The following is a 22,952-nucleotide window of genomic DNA, read 5'->3' on the forward strand; positions in this document are numbered from 1 at the left end:
TGCCCGGCCGCGTTATCTCCGCGGCCGGGGTATGGCGTGTTATTGCACGCCCCAGATGGCCTTGTAATGATCGCGGTAGCCGTTATCCGGGTCGAATGCGTCCTTCGGGCCGCCGTCATAGGCGATGTTCGCCTGGGTCACGACATGGAAGGGCGCGACATAACCCGACCAAGGCTGGCCCGCGAAAGCGCGGTTCATCTCATCCACCAATTGCCAGCCCTGCAGGTTCAGGGGCTCGGCCACCGTCACGGATTGGTACTGACCGGCCCGGATACGCTCATAGGCCGAACGCGAACCGTCACCCGCCGCGACAGATTTCGGATTGCCGGTGCCGTCCACGCCGGCATCCTCCAAGGACGGCCCCATGAAGTCGAAATAGATATCGTTGATGGCCAGGCTGTCCGTCCATTTCGCGCCGAACTTCTGCAGCAGCGACGTCGTCAGCTGCGGCATGCGCGTGGATGTATCGGCAATCGGCGTATCCTCATAGGCCAGAACCTTGCCGCCCATGGCTTTGATGTTTCTCTCCATCTCTTTCGCCTTGGCGACCGCGATCTGATACTGGCCGTCGGTGAAGATGATCACGGCGGGTTTGCCGGCGGCGTCGATATAGGCCCAGTCGGCTGCTGCCTTGGCGACCAGCATGGCGTCGGTCGAGACATTCGCGCGCACATCCGTGCCCGGAATAGGCCCGACCTTCGGTGCCGCATGCCAGGCGACGATGGGAATGCCGGCGGCCTTGGCCGCCTGCAGGCCCGGCCGTTGCTCGATCGGGTCAAACCCTTCCAGCACGATGCCGTCAGGCTTCAACGCCAGCGCCTGACTGAAGGCCGAGGTCCGGCCCGAGACCGTGCCCGCGCCGTCGATCACGCGCACATCCCAGCCGACGGCCTTGGCCGCTTCCTGAAAGCCCTTGGTCGCGCCCAGAATGCCGCCATTCTTCATATCGCCCGCGACGACCACGACATGCTTGCCCTTCTCGGCTTTGGGACCCGTGGTCGGCCCGTCCCACGTCGTCACATGGCTCGCATATTGGGCCAGGAAGGCCTTGGCATCCGCCATGGTATCGGCACGTGCCTGCCCGGCCGCCATCGCCAGCCCCAGAACGATCGCGGCACTTGCCATCAATCTCCGATGCAATGTCATCAACGCACTCCCTTTTTTTTGTTTTTTGTGTTGGGTTGCCAGGTCAGGATTGGGCGGATTTCGGGCGCAGCTTCGCCGCCCCGCGCCGCCTTTGGGCATAGCCCGCGATACCGATCGCGATCAGCAAGGTGACGCCGTTGAACATCGGCTCCACCCAGAAGGAGCCGCCGAATTGCTGGATGCCGGCAATGCCGACGGCCAGGATGGCAACACCGACGATGGTGCCCCAGACATTGACCCGTCCGGGCTTGATGGTCGTCGAGCCCAGAAAGGCGCCAACCAGCGCGGGCAGAAGATATTCCAACCCCACGCTGGCTTGTCCGATCCGCAGCTTGGAAGCCAGCAGCACGCCCGCGACGCCGGTCAGCAGGCCCGAGGCCACGAAGGCGCCGATCGTATAGCGCTGCACCGGAATGCCGTTCAGCGCCGCCGATTTCGGATTGGCACCGATGGCGTAAAGATAACGGCCGATCGGCAGATGTTCGAGCACGAACCACAGAACAAAGGCGAGCGCGAGGACGTAGAAACCGGTAATGGGCAGATGCGCGATCCGCGTCGCGTTCAGCGCCAGGAAGCCGCGCGGCAGCACACCCACCACCTGCTCCCCGCCCGTATGCCACAGCGCCAGGGCGTACAGCACCGTGCCGGTGCCAAGGGTCGCGATGAAGCTGTCGATCCGCGCGATCTCGACCAGCATGCCGTTGAGCAGGCCGACAAAGGCTGAGATCACGACGACGACGAGAACCGCGACAGGCCAGCTGACGCCGTAATTCACCTGCAGGCTGATCGCCAGGATATGCCAAAGCACAATGCCGTAGCCGACCGTCAAGTCGATCTTGCCCGATACCATCGGGATCATCGCCGCCAGCGACAGCAAGGCGATGATGGCCTTATCGGCGATGATGGATCGCAGATTGAGCATGGTCGGGAAAGTATCGGGCAGCAGGATCGAGAAAAGCAGGATGAGCGCCAGCATGAGCAGCGGCAGGCCGTAGACCGGCATCAGCCGCATCGCCTTTTCCCTGAGGCTTGCCCCTGCCAACTCCTTGGCCGTCGGCTCCAGCGCGTCGGAGCGCACGGAATTGATCGCCATGTTTCGTTCCCTTATGCGGCTTCGGATGCGGAGGCAGACGCGATCAATGCCTCCGTCGTCAGCGCGTTGTCCTTAAGTTCAGCGATGATCTGTCCACGATTGAAGACCAGCGCGCGATGGCAGATATGGGCGATCTCCTCGAAATCGGTGGAGACGACAAGCACCGCGAGGCCGGCGTCCAGCGCGCGGGCGATCAGCCGGTAGATTTCCGCCTTGGCGCCGACATCGACGCCGGCGGTCGGGTCCTCCGCGATCAGCAGTTTGCGCCCGGTGGCAAGCCATCGGCCGACGACGACCTTCTGCTGATTGCCGCCCGACAACCCTTCGATGGCAAGATCCGGGTCATTGGGTGAGAGGCCGACCGAGGCGCCGAGGCTGCGCGCGGCGGCCGTCTCCGCGCGGCGCGTCATCGGCTGAAACAGCCCCCTGCCCGCTGCCCCCGGATTGAGAAAAGCGTTTTCACGAATGGAGAGACTGGGCGCGATCGATTCCTCGGCACGATCCCGCGCCATCAGACCGATGCCTGCCTTCAGCGCGGCGCGGGTGGAGGAGAGATCGGGCGGCTGACCGTCGAGCAGGATCTCTCCCCGATGCGGCAGCGTGCCGAACAACGCGCGCCCGACCTCCTCCTGCCCCGCGCCGCGCAGACCGACGAGGCCGAGCAATTCGCCCTCATGCAGATCGAAACTGACAGGACCGGCATTGGGCGTGGTGAGATGCCGGACGGACAGCCGGGTCGGGCCGGGGCGCAAGGGCGCCTTCTCGAACAGGCTGAGGTTGGACCGCCCGACGATCCAGGAGATCAGCTCATCCGACGTTGTTTCGGCAACCGGCTTCTGCCCGATCAAAGCGCCGTCGCGCATGACGACGACATGATCGGCGATACGGAAAATCTCATCCAGCCGGTGGGAGACGTAGATCATGCCGACACCGCGCGCCTTCAGCGTGCGGATGGCGGCGAACAGACGCTCCACCTCATTCGCAGGCAGGCTCGCCGTCGGTTCGTCCAACACCAGAAAGTCGCAATCGACCACCAGCGCGCGGGCAATGGCGACGAGCGATTTCTCGGTCCGGCTGAGGCTATGAACGCGGCTGCCGGGATCGATATCGCACCCGACGCGGGCAAGCGCTTCCGTCGCCCTCTCCTCGGTGCGCCGCCAGTCGATCGCGCCGAACAGCGAGGGTTTTGCGGCAAAGCCTTCCGCCAGGCTCATGTTTTCCGCCACCGTCATCCATTCGATGAGGCCGAGATCCTGATGGATGAAGGCGACCCGATGACCGGTCCCGCCGGCGCTCTGCACGCGATGGCGATAAGGCACATTGTCGATCGAGACAGTGCCCTGATCGGCGCGGACGATGCCGCCGAGGATCTTGATCAGCGTCGATTTGCCGGCGCCATTTTCGCCCAGAAGGGCCACGACCTCGCCCCGCGGCACATCGAAACTCACGCCCTTCAAGGCATGCGTGCCGCCGAAGGTTTTGACGAGACCGTCAAACCTCAGCTTGCCTGCTCCACCCATTGCCGCCTCCTTCGGGGGCTTTTGCCCCTCGTTCTTCGCAAGGCTTCTTTTTATCGACTGACGCCTCTTCTTTACGAAGATGACGCCAGTGTCGCGTTTTAGTCAGGCGTTACTTTAATCGCAGGTTACAGGCTCGCGGTAATGCCGCCATCGACATAGAGAATATGGCCATTGACGAAGCTCGACGCGTCGGATGCCAAAAACACCGCCGCGCCGCCGAGTTCGGCCACTTCACCCCAGCGCCCGGCCGGCGTGCGGGTCGCCAGCCAGCCGGAGAAGGCCGGGTCATCGACCAGCGCCTGGTTCAGTTCCGTTCGGAAATAGCCTGGCCCCAGACCGTTGATCTGCAGACCAAGCTTGCCCCAATCGGTCGCCATGCCCTTGGTCAGCATCTTCACCGCACCCTTGGTCGCGGTATAAGGCGCGATACCCGGACGAGCGAGTTCGCTTTGCACGGAACAGACATTGATGATCTTGCCATGACCGCGCGGGATCATATGACGCGCGACCGCCTGGCCGACAAAGAAGACGCTGTCGAGATTGACGGTCGTGATCTTCACCCAGGCTTCGAGCGGAAATTCATGCAACGGCGTGCGGTGCTGCATGCCGGCATTATTGAACAGGATTTCGATCGGCCCGATCTCGGCCTCGATCCCAGCCACGCCTGCTGTCACGGCGGCCGGGTTGGTCACGTCAAAACCCGCAATCTCAACCTTGAAACCACGACGCTCGGCAAGGTCAGCCTGGGCGCGAATGAGGGCCGCATGGTCACGGCCGTTCAGCACGACATGGGCGCCCGCTTCCGCCAGAGCTTCAGCAATCGCGAAGCCGATGCCTTTGCTGGACCCGGTGATGAGCGCGATACGGCCCGTGAGATCGAACAGTTTCAAGCTTTCCCCCTATCCAGTCGTCACGGCCCGTCTTGCGCGGTGCTTAGGGCCGGAATGTTAGCGATAACCATTTTACTGTCAAGCGAAGCCTGCCGTCCAGGGACCGAACAGCCAATGGCCGCCCCTCTGCACCATCACGCGTTAGTCAGTCTCCCTGCCGCCCCCAGACCTTCTCATATCCAGCGAAATGGGCGAATGTTCAGACTTTCGCCCTTTGCCCGAGTTCAAGATTCCAACCGATGCCGTTCCGACCAGACAACTGTCGCAAAGCCTGGCCCCAGTGAGGTCAGACGCCCGCACCCGGCTGAGAGCCGCGACCGCATCGGCCCATGCCGAGGTTGACCGGATTTTCACGCGTTTCGATCTGACAACCCTGGCCGGCTACAGCGCGTTTCTATCCGCGCACGCCGCCGCTTTGCTGCCGACCGAGGCCTGGCTTGACGCCCATGCGGCAAAAGCGATCACGGACTGGCCGTCCCGCCGGCGCGCGCATTATCTGACGGCCGATCTTGCTGCCTTGGGTGACGTGCCGCCGCCAGTGATGCCATTCGACAGCGCAAGCACCCCGGCCGCCGTCATCGGCGTGCTGTATGTCGTGGAAGGGTCCCGCCTCGGCGGACGGGTCCTCGCGCGCCGGCTGTCGCCTGGCCTGCCGGCGACCTATCTGACGCCGCCGTCAGGCGATGCCCCAAGCTGGCCTTCCTTGCTGCAGCGGCTGGACGATCTGGTGACCGATACGGCGTCGGAGGAGAGCGCGCTGGCCGCAGCCCTTCTGACCTTCGACCGCTTCGCCCGAGCGGGCGAGCTATCAGCCCTGGGATGCACGGCATGAGCGAGACCCAGGTCGACCTGACCAATTGCGACCGCGAGCCGATCCATCTTCTCAGTGCCATCCAGCCCATCGGCTTTTTGCTGTGCATGACGGCCGATTGGCTGGTTGCGCGCGCATCGGACAATGTGATCGAACATCTGGGCCGCGCGGCCGATGATCTGATCGGACTGCCAGCGGCGGATATTTTCGCAGATGAGGCTTTGCACGATCTTCGCAACCGGCTCACCGGCATCCAGGGGCCTGACGCGGTAGAGCGTGTGCTGGGCATTGCCTGCATCGCAAGCAGGCCCGGCGATCTGTATGACTGCGCGCTGCATTTCTCGGGTGAGATGATCGTCATCGAGTTGGAGCATAACCGCCGCGAGGATTATGTTGATGCGGCAAGCACCATCCGCTCGATGATGACGCGGCTGGATCAGCCGACCGACCTGCCCGGCTATTTCAAGGCCGGCGCCCGGCAGTTGCGTGCGCTGACCGGCTTCGATCGCGTCATGGTCTATCGCTTCGACCGCGACGGATCGGGCGAGGTTGTGGGTGAAGCCGCGCGGCATGACATCGGCAGCTTCCTCGGCCTGCACTACCCGGCTTCCGATATTCCGCAGCAGGCGCGCGCCCTGTATCTGCGCACCTCCTTGCGCATCATCGCCGATATCGCGGCGGAGCCGGTGCCCATCCTGCCGGCGCGGGATGCGATGGGCGCGCCGCTGGACCTGTCGCTGTCGGTGCTGCGCTCCGTCTCTCCCATCCATATCGAATATCTCAAGAATATGGGCGTCGGCGCCTCGATGTCGGTCTCGATCATCATCGAAGGCAAGCTATGGGGGCTGTTCGCCTGCCATCATTACTCCGCGCTCTGCCCCTCCTTCCAGAAACGCACCATCGCCGAGCTTTTCGGCCAGATGTTCGCGCTGAAGCTGGAAAGCCGCGACCGTCAGGAAGCGGCGGCCTACGAAAACAACGCCCGCCGGGCGACCGACCGACTGATGGCCTCCGTCGCCAATGATGTCGCCCTGCTCGACAATCCGGAATGGGTGGGGGAGACGCTGCGCGCCATCATCCCCTGCGACGGCATCGGCATCTGGATCGGCGCCAAGGCCGCCTGCGGTGGGTCCGCGCCGCCGCCGGATGCCATTCCGGCGATCGCCCGCCGCTTCAACGCGCTCGCAGCCGGACGTGTCTTCTCGACCGATCATCTCGCCGCCATCGTGCCGGGGGCGGATGCCTATGCCGCTCAGGCGGCCGGCGTTCTCTCCATTCCCATCTCCCGCTCGCCGCGCGATTACGTGATGCTGTTCCGGGAGGAGCGCGTGCGTCAGGCGCGCTGGGCGGGCGACCCGCACAAGCCGGCAAGCTATGGTCCGAACGGCGCCCGGTTGACGCCGCGCGAAAGCTTCGCGGAATGGCGACAGGAAGTGCGCAATCGCAGCGAGCCCTTCAGCGCCGCCGAACAGCGCGTGGCGGAAACGCTGCGCGTGTCGCTGATCGAGGTCGTGCTGCGCCTGTCGGATGCGGCGCAGTCGGAACGGCAGACGGCGGCCGAACGGCAGGAACTGCTGATCGCGGAACTGAACCACCGCGTGCGTAATATCCTGGCGCTGATCCGCGGGCTTGTGCGGCAGTCACGGGATTCAAAGACGCGGGCGGTCGACTACATCGCCCTTCTGGAAGGCCGCATCGAAGCGCTGGCCCGAGCGCATGACCAGATCACGCAGGACAATTGGGCTCCGGCGCTGCTGCGCGCGCTGATCGAAACCGAAGCCGCCGCCTATCTCGGCGGCAGGCGTCAGCGACTGGAGATTGAGGGCGAGGCCGTGCTGCTGGAACCCTCCGCCTTCTCCACCATGGCGCTTGTCATCCATGAGCTGATGACGAATTCGGCGAAATACGGCGGCTTGTCCGATAGCGGTGGCGTGCGGGTGACATGGTCGCGCGACGCGCTGGGCGACCTCACCATCGATTGGCGGGAATTCGGCGGTCCCATCGTCAAGCCGCCGCTGCGCCATGGCTTCGGCACGACCATCATACAGCGGTCTGTGCCTTATGACCTGAAGGGCAAGGCCGAGGTCTGGTACAAACCTGCCGGGTTCGAGGCGCAATTCGTGATCCCGGCGCGCTATGTGCGGCAGGCCGCCATGACCGGCCAAATTGGCGACGCGGCATCGCAACCCGGATCGGCGCAAGGCGGCGAGGCCAAGCTCAGCGGCAAGGTTCTGCTCGTCGAAGACAGCCTCATCATCGCCATGGATGCCGAAGACATCCTGATGGAACTGGGCGCCACCGAAGTGCTGACGGTCTCGACCGTCGCCCAGGCCTTGGCTCTGCTGGAGCGGGAGCGGCCCAGCGTCGCCGTGCTCGACGTCAATCTGGGCGAGGAGAACAGCTTCCCCGTCGCGGACGCGCTGAAGGCCGCCGGCATTCGCTACGTCTTCGCAACCGGTTATGGCGATCAGCTGCGGCTGCCCGAAGCCCATGCCGGCACGCCGACCGTCAAGAAACCTTATACGGCCGCGAGCCTTGGCCGCCTGCTGGAAGGCGGCTGAGGCTGGCGAGGCGCGGCCGGCGAGGCGCGGCCGGCGGAGGATGTGCAGCCTATGGCCTTGTGGTTGTGCCACCAGACCCGGCAACCGACGCAGCCCTGCCAAACTTGCCGAGATGCAGTGCAGCAAGCTCTCACGCATTGCCGGAAGACATGCCTATAAATGTCATGATGGTTGAAGCGCCGCTATCGATTCCCGAGTCTCGTCCCCTTCGCGTCGTCGGCGATGTCCATGGCGATGTGAGTGCCTTTGCCTATGCCACCGATACCGACCGGTTCCTGATTCAGCTGGGCGATCTTGTCGATTACGGGCCGGATAGCGCCGGCGTCCTGCGCCGGATGTTCGACCTGATCGATCAGGGTCGCGGCCTGTTCCTGCTTGGCAATCACGACCTCAAGCTCGCCCGTTTTCTGCTCGGGCAGAAGGTGCGCAGCAATGCCGAGCTGATCGCGACACGCAAGCAGATGGACGATGCCTTGCGCGAGCGGTTTCTGGCCGAGGTCGCGCGTGCGCCGCTTTGGCTGCAGGACGGGCCGCGTCTCTTCATCCATGCCGGCTTCCACACCGACATGCTGCTGGGTCCCTCGCCGCAGATGGAAATCGGCCGTGCCGTGGGCGTCAATGCCCGCGCCCTCTTCGGCGAGCCCACGGGGATGACGCAGATGGACGGCTTCCCCGAACGCAGCCTGCGTTGGGTGCATCGCATTCCGCCGGGGGTCACGGTCTATGTCGGCCATGACCGGCGCAGTCAGGACGGACGGCCGCTGGAACAATGGTCACGGGCCGGCGGACGCGCGATCTTTCTGGATACCGGCGCCGGCAAGGGCGGCCATCTGTCCTGGATCGATCTGCCGCCGCTGGAAAGCGACATGAGGGTGCCCGCAAGCTTCCGCTGACCGGCTGAGAAATCAGCCCCGGCTGGACGGAACCCGCTTGCGGGACTTGAAGGCAGCGACCATGCGCGCGGTGTCGGCCTCGCTCGGCAGCTTGCGCGCCGTGGCGGCGGAGGGTTTGCGACCGGCCGCTGACTTCGTCTTATCGCCGGTCTCCGCCTTGGCGGCCGGAACCGAACCCGTCAGCAAATTCCGGGGAATCTCGGCAATGAAGCGCGACGGATTGCTCTTCCATTGCCGCCGGCGATGCACATAGCTCAAGCGCAGCGTGTAACGCGCGCGGGTAAGGCCGACGTAGAATAGCCGCCGTTCTTCCGGCAGCGTGCCTTGCTGTTCGGCCTTGCGGCTGGGGAAAATCCCCTCCTCCAGCCCGGCCATGAAGACATGGTCGAATTCCAGCCCCTTGGCGCGATGCAGCGTCATGACCTGGATGCTGTCCGGCCCTTCCGGCTCCACGTCCAGCGCGCCGAGTGCGGAGGCTTCCGCAAAATCATGGACCGAACCGAGGCGATCGGCACGACCGAGCAGCGCCTGCCATGACCGGCGCAAGGGCGCGCTGTCGCTCAAAGCATCGGCAAGCCCGCTGAGATCGGCCGCGATCTGCAGGGCTTCCGAGGATTTGGTGCGCCTAGCCATGATCCGTTCCTGGATGAGGCGCGCGACGTCCAGCACGGCGGCAAAAGCCTTGCGCTCCGGTTCGCTGATCGGGGCGGTCGGCACAGCATCGGCGAAGGCGATCTCACCCTCCGTCGCATGCTGGCGGAGACGCGCGAAAGCCTGCCCCGTCACCGGCCGGCGCGGCAATACGCAGGCGCGGCGGAAAGCGTCATCGGCCGCCGCGTCCCAGCGCTCACCATGATCCATATCGGCATCCCGGCTGAGGGACAGGCGTAGCCAAGCGATGACGGCCAGCACTTCGCGCGGCAGATCGGCCTCGCGGTCGCTGACCATCTGGGCCGGCACGCCGGCCTCGCGCAGCGCGTCCATGATCGGCTCGGAGACAAAACCGGCGCGCACCAGGACAGCACATTCGCGCAGGGGCTGGTCCGGCGACTGCTGGCGCAGCCCGCGGATCCAGGAGATGACGGCCCGCCCCTCCTCCTCCGCTGTTTCCACGCCATAGAGCGCGATGGCGGCACCCGCGACGCCCAAAGGGGCTGCCGAATGCAGCGTCTTGCGCATCGCTTCCGGGTCCTTGGCGGCGATGGCATTGGCGGCGGCCAGAATGGTGCGGGTGGAGCGGTAATTGGTCTCCAGCTTGATCGCCTGGCGCGCTTTCGGAAAATCCTGCCCGAAGCGGCGGATATGGGCGATCTCCGCCCCGCGCCAGCCGTAGATGGACTGGCAGTCGTCGCCGACCGCGAAGACCCGGCCATGGCCGGAGGCCAGCAAGCGCAACAGCCGATGCTGAGCGGCATTGGTATCCTGATATTCATCGACCAGGATTTCGCTCCAACGCGCCGACCAGCGGGCGGCGAGCGCTGGATCCTGTTCCATCGCCTCGGCCGGCACGACGAGCAGATCGTCGAAATCCAGCACGCGCTGGCGGCGGAGCTCGGCGATATAGGCCGGCAGGACGGTCATCGCCTGGTCCAGCACTTCACCCTCGAACCGCGTCAGCGCCGGGGTCTTGGGCGGGCGGCCCTTGGGTTTCACGCCGTAATTGCGCAGGAGGGAGACAGCCTCCTGCACCATCGCCATTTCCTTGACGTCCTTGATACCCGTCAATTGCCCGACCAGGGCGCGAGACCGCGGCGGGTCCAGAATCGTGAAGCCGCGCGGCGCGGCCTCGACCGCCGCGCCGGCATCCTCGGTCAATAGCCGCGCCATGCAGGCGTGGAAGGTGCCGACCCAATGCGGCGCGCGGGGGCCGAGCTTCATGGCCATGCGGGCGCGCATTTCGGCGGCGGCGCGATTGGTAAAGGTGATGCAGAGCAACCGCTCCGGCGGCTCGTCGCGCTGCAGGATGAGGTCGATCGCACGGCGGGCCAGGGTTTCCGTCTTACCGGAGCCGGCGCCGGCAAGGACGAGTTGGGGCGCCGGGGCAATGGCGGCCGCGCGTTGCGACTCGTTCAGCCCCTCCAGATGATCCGACATGGGCGCGCTGGTATCATGGGGGACCGTGGAAGTCAGGGGCAGTTCGCGGCGAGCAGTGTCGCGCCTGCGGGCGGCGGTTGAATGGCGCGACCCAAAAACGGTGCGAGCGCGTCGGCGACTCGGATGGAATGCCGCATCTGACATTCCGTCATCAGATGATCCTGGGCGTCGAAGAAATCCGCGCGGGGATAACGGCCTTCGCCCGCCAATGGCAGGAAGCGCGCGCCTTCGGCTGTGTAGATGGCCGCCAGCGTCGCGCCGAGTGCCGGTTCCGACGGGTTGTCCGCGAATTCTGTCGGGAAGCCGCCGATGACCTGCACGCCATGCCGCCGCGCCCAGTGCAGAAACGCGGCGATTTCCTGACGTCCATAGCCGTCGCGGATCACGGCGGGTGACGGATCCTGGCGATGAAGGCTGGCCAGAAAGACGCGATTCGCCCTCGCCTTCAGCAGACTATGGCCGATGCCGTCGCCCTGGCCGTTGATGTCGCTGAAAGCGGGATTCGCGAGATCAGGGCGAAAAGCGACCGCCGCCTGCTCGACCACGGACGCCACCGCATCTGACATCGTGCCGGAAAACAAGGCGGGCAGCACCCGGCCAATCCCGAGATGGACGAGCAGAAAGCGATCCTGTTGCAGCACCAGCGCGGCGTCCGGTCCGGTTCGCGCCGCACCAAGCGGCCGGGCATATTGCTCCAGCTCCATCGGCAGATAGAGATTGTCGCCGGGGCGCAGGACCGGCTTCCAGAGCGCGAACTGATAGTCGAGCCCGAGGCCCAGCGCGACGCCGCCATTGACGCAAGGCAGCGCCAGCATGGCGCCGATGGTGGCGCAGGAATGGGAAAACAGCGCGTTCGATCCGGCCAGGATGATCAGCCTTGGCGGCGGCATCGCACTCGCCGCCGCAATTTTCCGCTCTAAAGTCTCTCGCAACGTTCCCAAGCTCAGCGGCCGGTCGAGCAAGACCGAAAAGGCGGCGACATAAAGCAGCACCGAGGCCAAAAGCAGTCCGACCAAGCGCCAGACCCGTCGCACCGCGCCTCAGAACCTGAAATACAGGAAGGGCTGAGCGATCCCGGCAAAGAACAGCGCCTGGATCATGAGGCCAAAGCTGGCGAGCAGGCCGGCCCCCCGCCACCGCGCGGAGGCCTGCGCCACATTGGGCAGCGCCAGCACGATGAACCAGCCGAGCGCCAGCAGCGCGATCGCCTCCGGCAGGCTGAGCGTGCGCGCGTCACCCAAAGCCGGCAGAACCGGCACGGCGCGGGCGATCCACCCCAATGGCGGTGCCAGCGCGATCAAGGCGGTCGGGAGCGCAAAACCGTTCAGCCCGATTAATCCGCGCAGCATGGAAACGCTCGCTTCCATACTCGGTGCGCGAAATGGCACCCAGGCGAACAGCACGGCGAGCAGGGTCAAACCCTGCGCGAAGGGCCGGGGCAATCGCAGCCAGCGCGGCGCCGCGCGATCCCATATATGGTTGATGATGAGATAGAGCCCGTGCAGCCCGCCCCACAGCAGGAATCGCCAGGCCGCCCCATGCCATAGCCCGCCGAGCAGCATGGTCAGCATGAGGTTCAGATACCGTCGCGCCTCGCCGTGGCGGTTGCCACCGAGCGGAACGTAGAGAAAATCGCGCAGGAAGCGGCTGAGCGTCATATTCCAGCGCCGCCAGAAATCCCGGATCGACATTGCCTTGTAGGGGCTGTCGAAATTCTCCGGAAAGCGGATGCCGAACAGGCGCGCGAGACCCACGGCAATATCGGAATAGCCGGAAAAATCGAAATAGACCTGCAATGCGAAGGCGAGGATTGCGACCCAGGCTTCGATCAGCGTCAGCGCCATGCCGTGATCGGCCGCCGCAAAGCCGCGATTGGCCAGCGGCGCGAAACTATCCGCCAGCACCAGCTTTTTGGCGAGGCCGAGCAGGATGCGGGTCAACCCTTCGGCCAGATCCTGCGCCTGCAAGGCTGTCTGCGGGGCGCGCGCGATCTGCGGGATGATTTCGGACGGCCGGACCAGCGGCCCGGCCAGCAGATGGGCGAAAAAGCCGACGCAATTGGCATAGCCGAGAAAATCCCGGACCGTGCGGCGTGACCGCCGTGTGCGGGCGTCGCTCAACATCATAAGCTGCTGATATGTATTTTCAGCCTATATCAATTACTTAGATGTCTTTTTTGCTCTTTTCGTGAAATTGTTTTCAAGCCTCAAAACAGCTGCTTTCGCGAGACGTTCTTGGTCTGCCGACTTGGTGTAAAGCTGCACCATGCTCAAGCTCTTGTGGCCGGTGATAGCGGCGATTTCATGGGTCGAGCACCCCGCCTGGGCAAGTCGGGCCGAGGCCAGTTTGCGGAGCCCGTGGACATTCAGACCCTTGGGCAGTCCGAGCTTCTGCAGCTCGGTCGCCATCTCGCGCGAGAGATAGAGCGGTATCCATGGACGCCCCAACTTCGTCGTCAAGATCGTCACGGCTTTGCGGTTCTTGGTCCAGATTTCCAGTTCCCGGCGAAGCTCGACGTGCACCGGAATGACGAGCGGCGGGTCACCGGGCTTGCTCGTCTTCTGTGGCCGGATACGCAGGACGCCGTCTTGGTAGGTTGACCAAGGCATGGCCGCCAGATCGCCGCGGCGCTGGCCTGTATACATGCCCAGGATAACCACCCGGCGCAGATATTCAGGAAGCCCCTTGAGAGCGATTTCGGCCTGCTCATCGGTCCAAGCCGGAAGGTGGCCGCCCGGAAGATTCTTGAGCTTGGTCGCCGGGGAATATTCAATCCACTCGCGATCGACCGCCCAAGACAGAAGCGTGCTCGCCACCCTTATAAAGAGCGTCGCCGCAGCCGGCCCCTTCGTGGCGATAATGGCATCCCGCGTCGCCAGGATGTCCCGACGCCGGATAGCCTTCACTGGCGCATGGTGGCTATCCTGAAAATGCCCCAGAGCACGGAGATAGTTTTCCTTGCTGTTCTTGGCCAGCCGGGTGAATTCGGGGCTGATCTGATACGCAGCGATCAGCGCGCCGATCGATCCCTCGTCATAGAAGGCCTCTTTCGGCTGAGGCTTCCGGTCATAATAGTAGGTTTTGACCCTACCATCAGCGAGCCGTCTTTTGACGGCGCGCTTGGTGTCTTGCGAGGATGGCATTGGCGAGCCCTGACGGCATGACGACATTACGTTTTCTAGACACTTGCGTCACACCCATGGACGCGTCCAGCTCATCTACATCCCAGCGGGGGGATTTAGGACCAAAGCGGTAGGAGGGCTCGGGAAGCTTACCGTCCCTGACATATCGAGACAGCTGATCGACCCTTAGCCCCATCCGCTTAGCCGTCTCGGCGGCATTGAGCCATTTCTCGTCAGCCATCCCCGACTCCACATTGCGGCATCCCGTCGCCCTGGTGCCCATAGGCACGGTAATGCGTCATGCTGCTTTCTCCCGCGCCATATCCGCGGTCTTCAATTCCCAAAACTGACGCTGCATCTCGTCAGCGCGCTTCCTTTCGCGATCGATGGCGCGGATCAGATTGGCGTTCTGAGCGTCAGCAGATCGAAGGCGCGCATTCAGCCGCTCAGGATTACCGACACGATGAAGGAGATTGGCGAGCAGAAGGGTCTCGCTGAAGCTATCATGCCAACAGCTGAATGCCCCAGGCTCGCGGATCGACAGAGCCGCACCGGATGCGATCTGAATTCGATTTCGCTCACCCACATAAATTAAGCCCCAGCCGGACGGGACTTCATCGGCCGACAGCATGCCTTCCGGAACCATGAAATACCGGAAGCGGCCCATGCCGGCGCCTTGCGTGCGGTGCGGCTTTTTCTGGTCGGCCAGGAAGTCTGATCGTGACACCTTGCATTCGACAACCGTCGATCCGCCGCCATCGCGCAGCTCGGAAACACGAAAGCCGATCGCGTCAGGGCTCTCGCCTGCCATGAAGCTCGTCCGTGTTTCGGGAAACGCAATCTGGCAGCCATGACCGCCAGCAGAGAATGACCGCTTGAGCCAGCTGCAGGCTAGGATGCAGAGGTCTGTATGGGAAAGCGACATCACCCCTCCCCGCCGTCGCGGCCGAGGGCGCGCTCTGCATCAATGATGGCGCGGAACTGGTCTTCGTCACCGGGAAAGCGCGGAGAGCTATAGTCGATCGTGATCTTAACTGTAGGCAGCTTGACGCCTCGGATGAGGTTGAAGAAGTGAAACAGCAGCCACCGAAACCGCGCTGCGTCTTCCCCATCCTCCCCCACCACCGACCTTGCGGATAGGGCAGCGCGCGTGTTCCATTTTTTGATGCAATCTAGACGATCGCTTGCAAAGGAAACCCTCGCCCCTATGCAGTCATTCCGTGGATGCGCCGTGTGATGGATATCGTGATCGGTTTCTAATTGGCATCCGCAAAACGGACACGGCAGTAAAGCCATCTCATTGCTGGCTTGCATGGTCATTTATCCTCGGATGGCGTGAGGGCGGATTGCGCAAGAGCCAATTGAACTGACAGCCGCTCAATCTCCCCGACCATCTCTCGCAACTCATCTTCTTGCCTGCGCGCAAGTGCATATTGCGCGTGTAGCAGCTCATGGGCTGCGTCGCTCTGTTCCCGCCAGCGCTTAGCGGCAGCCTCATATTGATTGCGTTCACCTGCCAAAGTCAGTGCTTTCTTTCGGCAGTCGGCCAGTGCCTGCGCATCGCTCACGGCTTTTCTCTTCTAAGGCGCCGACGCATATACTGGCCGCCATATGTCCCAATGAATAGGCCGCTGACTGTGGTTATTGGAATGACAAACAGACTTTCCCGGTGGAGATGCATAGCCGCAGGCAGCATCAGGGATAGCATCATGAGGCCTGCGCAATTGAACCCATGGCACCACTCGTGAGAAAATGGCTTAATCTCTTCTTCATTTTTGCTCATGACTCTGCTCCCGTAATGATGGGATGTAGCAATCTACACCGGGCTCTATTATCGGTCCACAGGGCGGTTCGGAAGGGGTGACGTCTGTGCTAACAACGGGACCCCAGTAGGTTGGGGTATTCCCGTAAAGCTCATTGAGCGGTTCTCCGTCGTCTCCAATAAATTTCACCTTATCAACGTGGATAACCAGGGCGTCGACTATGGAAATAAGAGTCGCCATGTCTTTATCGAATTGCATCCCCATTTCGCGATACGGATTAGGGGAATACGGCTCGGCCATGGCTTTCGAGAGGTCGTAAATCTTCTCCAGAGCCTCCAAGCGGGATTTGTTGATTGTAACCGTCCCATCATCCTGAAGGGTGATGACATCGAAAGACTTTGACACATCCGTCATCTCTATCGATGATGTTGTGTCTTTAAATTCGGTTATATCAAAAGCAATGGGGCCGCTCAAATAAGAATGCCCGTTGATAATGATCATGTCTGTAAACCTCCTTTGTAGCGGACGGAATGCGCCGAAAGTGTTGAAGCGTAGACTATTGAATCTCTAGCCGGTCTATCTCTTGAATCTTCCTCGACCGCCGTCTAAGGCTTTTCTCCTCGGACTAGGGCATCTATGGCTTTAATGCAGGAATCCGCACCGTCTCTCGCGGCGTTATTTTGGACCATTCCACAGATAGAGGCGGCCTCAATACAAGCTGCCCGTGCTTCCGCCAGACCCGCGGCATATCCGACTGCGCGGGCGGTGGCGATGAACGCGGAAAGTTCTTGCTCTGTGATAAGCGCCATCTCGGGATAGTCAGCCGGCGATGTCCGGCCATCTCTTTCGACAAGTTCTTGCCATGCCTCCCGTGCGCCATCGGGTTCGGGTGCAGCGAAGCGGGCATGATCGCGGGGTATTCCCTGAACCATCTTGAAAAGATGGCATGTCCAGGCGCTCAATTGGTTGTGATATCTCGCCCACGCAGCGCCCCGCGCGCCATTCCCAGAGAACAGTTCGTAAGGCACATCCTTATCAGAATATAAAAGAATGAATGCCTCATCTTCGCGCGCGTCTGGGTCAAATTTTAACGCGCCGTGGCCCTCACATGGGGTGCCGGCCTCGGGTGCAGCGGCGCGGGCGTTCCAAGCGGCGAACGCTGAAGCAAGCTTAGCCACATCAGACCGTAACGGAGCGTTAGGCCGAATTCCGAACTTGATCCCGGCGAAGTATTTTCCCCTATAGATCGAGAGGAACCCTTCTACTGCTCGGGCCAGCGCCTTGTCGGTCTGGTCGGTCATTGCGAGGTCTCTTTATTTGCTGCATGAACTGCCGCGTCATAAGCGCGCAACTGAAATTGCTGCTCTCGCTTGCAAATATCGATAATTTTCTGTGCCGTCTTTTGCGCCGTTTGGGATTTTTCAAGCCCGTAGATATGGCCGCCTTCAAGAATCGTCACGATTGAGGCGAAGGTATTTAGATTGCTGTGGGCTCTAGCGGCTTCATTGATAGGAGTCCTGCTCATCACTCCCCCTCAGTCGCGGCGACGGTGGGGAGGGGCATTGCTTCGATTGCGGCGCTGCCTCTTTCTGCATCTTGCAGGACCAGTTGATATTTCTGTCGTGAGATTACGCGTGGGAATTGCTGGCATGCGAAGTCAAATGCTTCCTTTGCCTTGGGCCAATCGAAGCCGCGCACATAGAAGCCCGAATTGGAATTGCCGCGCTTATCGATCGACCGGTCCCACCAGAAGAACGCATACCAAAGATCCTGGGCTTTGACCGACTTCCCACCGCAAGTCCACCAAACACGCCCATCAGGGATATCTTTATGATTGCCGTTCTTGAGCAAGCCAGTATCCATCAATGCCGTCGTCCACGGCATTCCTGTGAGCGGATCATATAACTTTGACCCGCCAACCCGATGCAGATAATGACCGGAATCATACCAGCATCCGAAATACAAAGCTTCCACCAGCTTTGCGCGCGCCTCTGCGTCACTCATGGGGCGTCTCCTGTTGGTTCAGGGAACTCCTCAACGAGTTTGGCTTGGTTTTCGGCGTTAAGTTTTTGTCTCCGCTGGCCGTAATCCCAACCGATCTGATCAAGGCCCTTAGAGACAATTGTTACGCCATTGAGAAGCAATTTATCCGGCAATGGCGCATGTCCTCCAGCGCTTCCGACAATGCGCGAGACATTATCTAAAATGTCCAACCAAGCCCATTCAGGTTTAATGTTTTCAGCACGGCCTGATGTGTCGATGACGACGTAATGTTTGCCTTTACTCATGGGGCTTCTCCTGGGCGAGTGCAGCGCGATAGTTCTGAATCAAGAGCATTGACGCCCCAATCTTGGCGAAGAACGATCCCTCGCCGCGCAGAATCTCATCTATGCTGGCGAGAGTTCCATCTGCGCGTTGCATACTCGCCGGCATCTGTTCCGCGCACTTCTCGGCTGCGATTGTGGGAAACTTCCGCATGATGTCATGCGCAATGTTGCGGGCCAGCCGAGACGTATTGTCATCGCCGCTGGTGATGCCTGCGTGAATGACCGCGCTTAGAGTCTTATGTAGTTCAAAAGTTGATAGCGCTGTCTCGCGCGCCTCTGCGGGATCAGGACTGGGCATCGGATGAGCCTCCTGCGAGGGGGCCAAGCGACAGCATGACAAAGCCAGGACGCAGCCAAGGACCATCGGTGTCGCGTAGAATGTGGGTGATGCGTCGAACCGTATAAAGGCCTGTGAACTTCTCCCCATCCCATTCCATTAGAGACAGGCAATTGCCAACCCTATAGTCCCGGTCATTGAAGCGTGCCTCTGCCGTCTTCGTTCCCTCTAGGATCGGAGCGAAGAACTGTGGTGCGCATTTGACAACGTGCGTTACCGCCTCTGCGGCCGAGGGCGTAGTCATCACCATGACTGATCCTTCACGCGCTCATTGACCGCCCATCCCACGATGCTGGAATAGTGCGCGTTGAAGTAACCCTTCAGATCGTCGCCAAGAGATTTCTTCGCGGCAGGCGGAATGGGCTGCTCACACATTCTGGATTTGCCTTCGGCATAGACGAGGTAACGTCCATCGCCTCCAGAAAGGGGCCGCTGAACCTTTACGATTGTCATGCTTGCGTCTCCTTGAGCGCCTTATAGCAGCGGATCATCTCAATGAGATCACCCGCTGCCATAGCCCTAGCGGCATCATCCAGATCCTTGCGGATCATCGTCACCCCGAAAATCCCGACAGGGCCGAGTTCGACGTAATGCGGAAGAACATGATCTCTTACCCGCGTCATTTCTCTGGGCAACGCATCTCCAAGACTTCCACTTTCCTGCCTCGCGGCGTCCTGCGCGGTCATGCTGCTTCCGATGTGTGAACAACGCCTCCCTGAAGTGCTGGGCCATTCCCGAACGGATCGGAGGCATCGCCGGATTGGCTGTTCTCCCGCTCCCCAGCAGCCAACCGTGTGGCTTCGTCGTCTGCTGCCTTTGCAACTGACTGATAATTGTCGAGTTTCGGCTTCAGGAAGTCGCGCTCGTCTTGCTTCAATGCCTTCCAGAAATTACGAAACTGGTCGGTGCCATACTGCGCGACTTCATCAGCCTTGAGCGCTAGCGCCCGCTGATGCGAAGACGCCGCATCCTGTCCACCGATCCAGTCGATGAGCCGCTTGCCCATGGCCTCGTCCATCTTGGTGCCGGCGGCGAAGATCGGACGCAATGAGCCGGGGCACTTTCCGCCCCACTGCTTATCGACGGTGAACTCGCCATCGCCCAGCATCATCGCCATGATCGTCATGTCATAGCGAAGTGATTTTTCCTGAATGGGAACAACGGGGCCGACGACATACTTCTTCTTTCCGTCAATGTTCTCCTCGATCATTGGCTGCTTGGCGCGCGAGCACAGGATCAGGTGCAAACCGCAGCCGAGCCATTGGCGCGTGAGCTTGCCCAGACGCCGCTTCGGCTTGGCCCACTTAGCCATGTCGTTCTTCTCAGTGGCGTTCTCGACCATGTCGAGGATGCCGCCCTCGGCAAACCAGGCATGGCTTACGCTGTCCACCACCAGAGTGGTGACGCCGGCCGCGACGAAGTCCTGCAGCGCCTCCATATAGCGCTCAGGCGTGAACGGCGCCGTCAGGGAGCCGTACATGTAGCCGCCCTCGATGACATCGACATAGGCGCGGCCGCGCTCGCCGCCCTCGGTATCCAGAAGCCCGCGTTTCCGAGGATCGGGCTCGATGCCGGCCGCCAGCTTCAGCGCCGAATAGGTCTTGCCGGTCTCGGATAGGCCGAACAGGCTGATGAGTAGCTTCATGCCCTGCCGCGTGGCGGGCGCGATCTGAACGATCGGCATCAGGAATTCCTCGTCTCGATTTGAATGTGAGCCCAGGTTGGGAGGCCGACGCGGAACGCGAGGTCGCGGGTCCGATCGGTATTATGCCGGTAGCCGTACCAGTCGCCCGTTCGCAGGCATTGTTCAAAAATCTCACCGGCCAGCGTGTTCTCGTATTGACCGGCGTCCAGCGCTTGCTCGTCCAGTTCCACGATACTGGTCAGGTAGGGCGCCTTCGGCTCCTGATTGGCGAACCAATAGTGCTCGGGCTTCTTGCCGAGCAGGATTGTCGCGCCTTCCAGATACCAGGCCGCCCGGCGGTGGTAGCCCATATCAAACGCATGCTTGCCGAACTTCTCCGGGTCAGCGCTAGACGTGGCCTTGTAGTCATTCAGGTGCCGTCCGCTATCAGCGATGAAGTCAGGACGTGCCCGGCACCAGAAGCCCCAGAGAGGATGCTTCCAGAACATCGCCATTTCCGTGCGGCCATTGGAGAATGCCTGCCGGGTGAACTCGTTCGCCATGAAGGCATCGCGAGCCGCTTCGATCTTGTCCATATGCTTGGCCAGGATCGGTGTCTTGCCGATAGCCAGGGCATTATCCCGCGACATCTTCGCTTCGTTCTTGCGATAGTCGTCATATTCCAGAACGGCGACCTTCTGACTGAACAGATCGGGCTCAAGGAAAATGACGTGCGCGACGGTGCCGATGCTGAACTTTTCTTGCCCATCGGGCTCCTCCCAATCGGGGTTGAGTCTGGGCGAGTTATGCCAGCATAGCTTCGGCGCCTTGATGATCTCGTTGATCATGCCGGCCGACAGCGAAGGCGTTTCGCAAGGGTCAGCGTGGTAAGTCTCTGCGTCCATCTCATAGACACCGGGGATGGAGATTGTCGGTGGCGCGAGCTTGTTCATCAGTATGAAATCCTCACGTTCGCGACTTCGCCCTTAGCGATTGCGGTAACGATCAGCTTCGCCTGCTCCTCGGTAATCCCAGCCTTGATGACGAGCGCGCTGGCAGCTTGGAAGTTGATCCGGCCGCGATGCTCCCGGTCCCGTTCGCGTGCCGCCGCTGCATCCTGCTCAGCCTTCAGCACCGCAGCCGCTCTGGCACGCTCAGCCTCGACGGCCTTCTCCCGGTCGCGCTCAGCTTGGGCATCGGCCGCTAGCTTTTGTTTCGTAGCCCGCTCGGCATCAGCGCCCTCAACAATATGTAGGCGCCTAGCAATATCCTGACGGCCTGACATAATGGTTTGGGAAGCCTCATCGGAGAATTCCTCCCAATTCCTGGAAAGCTCGTGCATTCCCTCGAAGATTGTCGAGATATGCTTGATCATGTCGCTGCCGTTCATCGGCGACACGGCATCTGAGATTACGCCTCTAATGGATTGAAGGGCGAACTTATGGCCTTTAATGCGGTCAGCCTCGGCCTTCTCAACCAAAGCGGCGGCCTTGCGTTCGGCTTCGGCAGCACGTTCAGCAGCGATCCGGTTCAGCTCTTCCAGCGCGTCGATCTCAGCCTGGGCAGCCTCTTCCGCCTCCCGGCGCGCATCCTCGGCGTCCTTGCGCTCCTGCTCGACCCGCTGACGCTCGGCCGCTGCAGCCTCAGCCGCGCGACGCTCTGCGGCTAGCCGAGCTTCCTCCGCAGCTTCGGCGGCGATACGGGCTTCCCTCTCACGCTGCTGGCGCGCGGCTTCCTGGCGGGCGGCCTCTTCGGCTTCCAGCCGCAGCCGCTCGGCCTCTGCCGTCGCTTCTTCGCGGGCAACCGCCTGGGCCAGCAGGTTCGTCAGCTTGAAGCCGACCTCGGCATGCAGCTCATTGGCGCGCTGCGCGAACTCGGCCCAGTCGCGGCCATCTTCGTGCAGGTCTAGCCGCTCAAGGCTTTCGCGGACCTGCTCAGGCGTTGGTTCGGCGGGCAACAGCGTGGCCAGGGCGGACATGGCAGTCAGTGCGTCCTCGTGGCCCTTGATGCGGACAATTTCCTTGGCCTCCCATGCCGTCAGTTCGGACAGCACTTCTTCCTTCAGGGCATCGCAGCGTTCGCGGATGACGCGGCGCTCGGCGTCGACCTTGTTGATCTCGGCGCGCTTGGTCTCATTCAGCCCCTTACCCATCTCATCCAGAGCGGTTTTTGACCTGGCTACCTTATGGGCAAGTTGTCTAACGGCTTTCCTGCCCTTCTCGGTCGAGATGTCGCGCTTGATGCCGCGCACCTCGGTTTCCATCCGCGTCAGCAGACTTTCGACCCCACCGTTGCCGAACAATGTTACGGCGGTGACGGGTTGCCCGGCGACGACAAGCGCGCCGGCATCCGGCCGCTCTATGGTCTCACTCATAGCGAGCCTCCATTCTGTTGCGTTCTTCGCGCATGGCCTCGTGTCGATCGGCCATGATGTTGATCTGTTTCTGTCCGGCGACGCGGCGTTTCCGTGATAGCGAGCGCATCAGTTTGTCTTCAGCGCGCTCAAGCTTCGCCAGTAGCGCCGCCATGTCGCGGGCCAACAGCGCATCCGCCGCCGGCTGCCGGTATGACGTGGCCGGGGTTGTGGTTAGGGACATCACGCCACCTCCCTGATCTCTCTAGCGCGCTCGGCCGTATCGTCGGCGCGCACAATGAAGCCGTGAGCGCGAAGACCGGCCGCCTGAAGGTCGAGTGACGATGCAAATTTCATCAGTGCCAGAGCCCGGCTGTTCGCATCGGCGCGGAATGGTCGCGGCGGCTTAGGGATTGCA

Annotated in this window: 28 protein-coding genes; 3 read left to right on the forward strand and 25 right to left on the reverse strand. The window is 61.9% G+C overall.

Features of this window, described 5'->3' with window-relative positions; all coding sequences use genetic code 11:
* Positions 1-39 precede the first annotated feature (39 nt).
* From ACELLULO517_RS07420 to ACELLULO517_RS07435, 4 genes are all read right to left on the reverse strand, one after another.
* Complete coding sequence (locus ACELLULO517_RS07420) at positions 40-1,146, reverse strand: substrate-binding domain-containing protein (protein ID WP_227306662.1); 1,107 nt, start codon at positions 1,144-1,146, stop codon at positions 40-42.
* 43 nt (positions 1,147-1,189) lie between these two features.
* Positions 1,190-2,239, reverse strand: a complete 1,050-nt coding sequence (locus tag ACELLULO517_RS07425; protein WP_227306663.1) for an ABC transporter permease — start codon at positions 2,237-2,239, stop codon at positions 1,190-1,192.
* A gap of 11 nt (positions 2,240-2,250) precedes the next feature.
* Positions 2,251-3,759, reverse strand: a complete 1,509-nt coding sequence (locus ACELLULO517_RS07430; RefSeq protein WP_227306664.1) for a sugar ABC transporter ATP-binding protein — start codon at positions 3,757-3,759, stop codon at positions 2,251-2,253.
* Between the two features lie 125 nt (positions 3,760-3,884).
* Positions 3,885-4,649 (reverse strand): SDR family oxidoreductase, encoded by a 765-nt coding sequence (locus ACELLULO517_RS07435; RefSeq protein WP_227306665.1) that lies wholly within the window; start codon positions 4,647-4,649, stop codon positions 3,885-3,887.
* A 214-nt stretch (positions 4,650-4,863) separates the two neighbouring features.
* Here ACELLULO517_RS07435 and ACELLULO517_RS07440 point away from each other — a divergent pair, with 214 nt between their 5' ends.
* From ACELLULO517_RS07440 to ACELLULO517_RS07450, 3 genes are all read left to right on the forward strand, one after another.
* The gene (locus tag ACELLULO517_RS07440; RefSeq protein ID WP_227306666.1) at positions 4,864-5,481 is read left to right on the forward strand and encodes a biliverdin-producing heme oxygenase; all 618 of its coding nucleotides are present in this window, start codon (positions 4,864-4,866) and stop codon (positions 5,479-5,481) included.
* Positions 5,478-8,021, forward strand: coding sequence for an HWE histidine kinase domain-containing protein (locus ACELLULO517_RS07445; RefSeq protein WP_227306667.1), 2,544 nt, complete (start codon positions 5,478-5,480; stop codon positions 8,019-8,021). Before ACELLULO517_RS07440 ends, ACELLULO517_RS07445 begins: the two co-directional genes overlap by 4 nt.
* Positions 8,022-8,170: 149 nt before the next feature.
* Positions 8,171-8,914, forward strand: a complete 744-nt coding sequence (locus ACELLULO517_RS07450; RefSeq protein ID WP_227306668.1) for a metallophosphoesterase — start codon at positions 8,171-8,173, stop codon at positions 8,912-8,914.
* A gap of 12 nt (positions 8,915-8,926) precedes the next feature.
* Here the strand turns inward: ACELLULO517_RS07450 and ACELLULO517_RS07455 are convergent, their stop codons facing one another.
* From ACELLULO517_RS07455 to ACELLULO517_RS07555, 21 genes are all read right to left on the reverse strand, one after another.
* The gene (locus ACELLULO517_RS07455; protein ID WP_227306669.1) at positions 8,927-11,008 is read right to left on the reverse strand and encodes an ATP-dependent helicase; all 2,082 of its coding nucleotides are present in this window, start codon (positions 11,006-11,008) and stop codon (positions 8,927-8,929) included.
* Between the two features lie 32 nt (positions 11,009-11,040).
* Entirely contained in the window at positions 11,041-12,024 is a 984-nt protein-coding gene (locus ACELLULO517_RS07460; RefSeq protein WP_227306670.1) for a hypothetical protein, read from the reverse strand.
* Positions 12,025-12,048: 24 nt separating this feature from the next.
* Positions 12,049-13,134 carry an MBOAT family O-acyltransferase gene (locus ACELLULO517_RS07465; protein WP_227306671.1) on the reverse strand — a complete coding sequence of 362 codons (1,086 nt, stop codon included), beginning with the start codon at positions 13,132-13,134 and terminating at the stop codon, positions 12,049-12,051.
* 33 nt (positions 13,135-13,167) lie between these two features.
* Entirely contained in the window at positions 13,168-14,151 is a 984-nt protein-coding gene (locus tag ACELLULO517_RS07470; RefSeq protein ID WP_227306672.1) for a tyrosine-type recombinase/integrase, read from the reverse strand.
* A complete protein-coding gene (locus tag ACELLULO517_RS07475) occupies positions 14,102-14,371 on the reverse strand; it encodes a hypothetical protein (RefSeq protein ID WP_227306673.1) in 270 nt (89 codons plus the stop codon). Before ACELLULO517_RS07475 ends, ACELLULO517_RS07470 begins: the two co-directional genes overlap by 50 nt.
* Positions 14,372-14,428: 57 nt before the next feature.
* Entirely contained in the window at positions 14,429-14,941 is a 513-nt protein-coding gene (locus tag ACELLULO517_RS07480; protein ID WP_227306674.1) for a hypothetical protein, read from the reverse strand.
* Positions 14,942-15,054: 113 nt separating this feature from the next.
* Complete coding sequence (locus tag ACELLULO517_RS07485) at positions 15,055-15,444, reverse strand: hypothetical protein (protein WP_227306675.1); 390 nt, start codon at positions 15,442-15,444, stop codon at positions 15,055-15,057.
* 2 nt (positions 15,445-15,446) lie between these two features.
* A complete protein-coding gene (locus ACELLULO517_RS07490) occupies positions 15,447-15,698 on the reverse strand; it encodes a hypothetical protein (protein ID WP_227306676.1) in 252 nt (83 codons plus the stop codon).
* A 201-nt stretch (positions 15,699-15,899) separates the two neighbouring features.
* Positions 15,900-16,394, reverse strand: coding sequence for a hypothetical protein (locus ACELLULO517_RS07495; RefSeq protein WP_227306677.1), 495 nt, complete (start codon positions 16,392-16,394; stop codon positions 15,900-15,902).
* Between the two features lie 104 nt (positions 16,395-16,498).
* A complete protein-coding gene (locus ACELLULO517_RS07500) occupies positions 16,499-17,194 on the reverse strand; it encodes a hypothetical protein (protein WP_227306678.1) in 696 nt (231 codons plus the stop codon).
* Positions 17,191-17,418 (reverse strand): hypothetical protein, encoded by a 228-nt coding sequence (locus ACELLULO517_RS07505; protein WP_227306679.1) that lies wholly within the window; start codon positions 17,416-17,418, stop codon positions 17,191-17,193. The genes ACELLULO517_RS07500 and ACELLULO517_RS07505 overlap by 4 nt, the downstream gene beginning before the upstream one ends.
* A complete protein-coding gene (locus ACELLULO517_RS07510; protein ID WP_227306680.1) occupies positions 17,418-17,897 on the reverse strand; it encodes a hypothetical protein in 480 nt (159 codons plus the stop codon). Before ACELLULO517_RS07510 ends, ACELLULO517_RS07505 begins: the two co-directional genes overlap by 1 nt.
* On the reverse strand, positions 17,894-18,181 hold the full coding sequence (locus tag ACELLULO517_RS07515; RefSeq protein WP_227306681.1) for a hypothetical protein: 288 nt from the start codon (positions 18,179-18,181) through the stop codon (positions 17,894-17,896). The genes ACELLULO517_RS07510 and ACELLULO517_RS07515 overlap by 4 nt, the downstream gene beginning before the upstream one ends.
* Positions 18,174-18,518: a hypothetical protein gene (locus ACELLULO517_RS07520; protein WP_227306682.1), complete on the reverse strand. Its 345-nt coding sequence runs from the start codon at positions 18,516-18,518 to the stop codon at positions 18,174-18,176. The genes ACELLULO517_RS07515 and ACELLULO517_RS07520 overlap by 8 nt, the downstream gene beginning before the upstream one ends.
* Positions 18,505-18,807: a DUF3850 domain-containing protein gene (locus tag ACELLULO517_RS29035; RefSeq protein ID WP_406566244.1), complete on the reverse strand. Its 303-nt coding sequence runs from the start codon at positions 18,805-18,807 to the stop codon at positions 18,505-18,507. Before ACELLULO517_RS29035 ends, ACELLULO517_RS07520 begins: the two co-directional genes overlap by 14 nt.
* Positions 18,801-19,010 (reverse strand): hypothetical protein, encoded by a 210-nt coding sequence (locus tag ACELLULO517_RS07530; protein WP_227306683.1) that lies wholly within the window; start codon positions 19,008-19,010, stop codon positions 18,801-18,803. The genes ACELLULO517_RS29035 and ACELLULO517_RS07530 overlap by 7 nt, the downstream gene beginning before the upstream one ends.
* Positions 19,007-19,243 (reverse strand): hypothetical protein, encoded by a 237-nt coding sequence (locus ACELLULO517_RS07535; protein WP_227306684.1) that lies wholly within the window; start codon positions 19,241-19,243, stop codon positions 19,007-19,009. The genes ACELLULO517_RS07530 and ACELLULO517_RS07535 overlap by 4 nt, the downstream gene beginning before the upstream one ends.
* Positions 19,240-20,241 carry an AAA family ATPase gene (locus ACELLULO517_RS07540; protein WP_227306685.1) on the reverse strand — a complete coding sequence of 334 codons (1,002 nt, stop codon included), beginning with the start codon at positions 20,239-20,241 and terminating at the stop codon, positions 19,240-19,242. The genes ACELLULO517_RS07535 and ACELLULO517_RS07540 overlap by 4 nt, the downstream gene beginning before the upstream one ends.
* A complete protein-coding gene (locus ACELLULO517_RS07545) occupies positions 20,241-21,134 on the reverse strand; it encodes a PD-(D/E)XK nuclease-like domain-containing protein (protein WP_227306686.1) in 894 nt (297 codons plus the stop codon). Before ACELLULO517_RS07545 ends, ACELLULO517_RS07540 begins: the two co-directional genes overlap by 1 nt.
* Entirely contained in the window at positions 21,134-22,555 is a 1,422-nt protein-coding gene (locus tag ACELLULO517_RS07550; protein ID WP_227306687.1) for a hypothetical protein, read from the reverse strand. Before ACELLULO517_RS07550 ends, ACELLULO517_RS07545 begins: the two co-directional genes overlap by 1 nt.
* Positions 22,548-22,778, reverse strand: a complete 231-nt coding sequence (locus ACELLULO517_RS07555) for a hypothetical protein (RefSeq protein WP_227306688.1) — start codon at positions 22,776-22,778, stop codon at positions 22,548-22,550. Before ACELLULO517_RS07555 ends, ACELLULO517_RS07550 begins: the two co-directional genes overlap by 8 nt.
* Positions 22,779-22,952 lie beyond the last annotated feature (174 nt).

The organism is Acidisoma cellulosilyticum (assembly GCF_020621385.1).
GTDB classification, from domain to species: Bacteria; Pseudomonadota; Alphaproteobacteria; order Acetobacterales; family Acetobacteraceae; genus Acidisoma; species Acidisoma cellulosilyticum.

Coding starts and splice junctions, on each gene's coding strand:
- ACELLULO517_RS07420 (WP_227306662.1), bottom strand. CDS start 1,146: ATGACATTGCATCGGAGATTGATGGCAAGTGCCGCGATCGTTCTGGGG.
- ACELLULO517_RS07425 (WP_227306663.1), bottom strand. CDS start 2,239: ATGGCGATCAATTCCGTGCGCTCCGACGCGCTGGAGCCGACGGCCAAG.
- ACELLULO517_RS07430 (WP_227306664.1), bottom strand. CDS start 3,759: ATGGGTGGAGCAGGCAAGCTGAGGTTTGACGGTCTCGTCAAAACCTTC.
- ACELLULO517_RS07445 (WP_227306667.1), top strand. CDS start 5,478: ATGAGCGAGACCCAGGTCGACCTGACCAATTGCGACCGCGAGCCGATC.
- ACELLULO517_RS07450 (WP_227306668.1), top strand. CDS start 8,171: ATGCCTATAAATGTCATGATGGTTGAAGCGCCGCTATCGATTCCCGAG.
- ACELLULO517_RS07455 (WP_227306669.1), bottom strand. CDS start 11,008: ATGTCGGATCATCTGGAGGGGCTGAACGAGTCGCAACGCGCGGCCGCC.
- ACELLULO517_RS07465 (WP_227306671.1), bottom strand. CDS start 13,134: ATGATGTTGAGCGACGCCCGCACACGGCGGTCACGCCGCACGGTCCGG.
- ACELLULO517_RS07470 (WP_227306672.1), bottom strand. CDS start 14,151: ATGCCATCCTCGCAAGACACCAAGCGCGCCGTCAAAAGACGGCTCGCT.
- ACELLULO517_RS07475 (WP_227306673.1), bottom strand. CDS start 14,371: ATGGCTGACGAGAAATGGCTCAATGCCGCCGAGACGGCTAAGCGGATG.
- ACELLULO517_RS07480 (WP_227306674.1), bottom strand. CDS start 14,941: ATGGCAGGCGAGAGCCCTGACGCGATCGGCTTTCGTGTTTCCGAGCTG.
- ACELLULO517_RS07485 (WP_227306675.1), bottom strand. CDS start 15,444: ATGCAAGCCAGCAATGAGATGGCTTTACTGCCGTGTCCGTTTTGCGGA.
- ACELLULO517_RS07495 (WP_227306677.1), bottom strand. CDS start 16,394: ATGATCATTATCAACGGGCATTCTTATTTGAGCGGCCCCATTGCTTTT.
- ACELLULO517_RS07500 (WP_227306678.1), bottom strand. CDS start 17,194: ATGACCGACCAGACCGACAAGGCGCTGGCCCGAGCAGTAGAAGGGTTC.
- ACELLULO517_RS07505 (WP_227306679.1), bottom strand. CDS start 17,418: ATGAGCAGGACTCCTATCAATGAAGCCGCTAGAGCCCACAGCAATCTA.
- ACELLULO517_RS07510 (WP_227306680.1), bottom strand. CDS start 17,897: ATGAGTGACGCAGAGGCGCGCGCAAAGCTGGTGGAAGCTTTGTATTTC.
- ACELLULO517_RS07515 (WP_227306681.1), bottom strand. CDS start 18,181: ATGAGTAAAGGCAAACATTACGTCGTCATCGACACATCAGGCCGTGCT.
- ACELLULO517_RS07520 (WP_227306682.1), bottom strand. CDS start 18,518: ATGCCCAGTCCTGATCCCGCAGAGGCGCGCGAGACAGCGCTATCAACT.
- ACELLULO517_RS29035 (WP_406566244.1), bottom strand. CDS start 18,807: ATGGTGATGACTACGCCCTCGGCCGCAGAGGCGGTAACGCACGTTGTC.
- ACELLULO517_RS07530 (WP_227306683.1), bottom strand. CDS start 19,010: ATGACAATCGTAAAGGTTCAGCGGCCCCTTTCTGGAGGCGATGGACGT.
- ACELLULO517_RS07535 (WP_227306684.1), bottom strand. CDS start 19,243: ATGACCGCGCAGGACGCCGCGAGGCAGGAAAGTGGAAGTCTTGGAGAT.
- ACELLULO517_RS07540 (WP_227306685.1), bottom strand. CDS start 20,241: ATGCCGATCGTTCAGATCGCGCCCGCCACGCGGCAGGGCATGAAGCTA.
- ACELLULO517_RS07545 (WP_227306686.1), bottom strand. CDS start 21,134: ATGAACAAGCTCGCGCCACCGACAATCTCCATCCCCGGTGTCTATGAG.
- ACELLULO517_RS07550 (WP_227306687.1), bottom strand. CDS start 22,555: ATGAGTGAGACCATAGAGCGGCCGGATGCCGGCGCGCTTGTCGTCGCC.
- ACELLULO517_RS07555 (WP_227306688.1), bottom strand. CDS start 22,778: ATGTCCCTAACCACAACCCCGGCCACGTCATACCGGCAGCCGGCGGCG.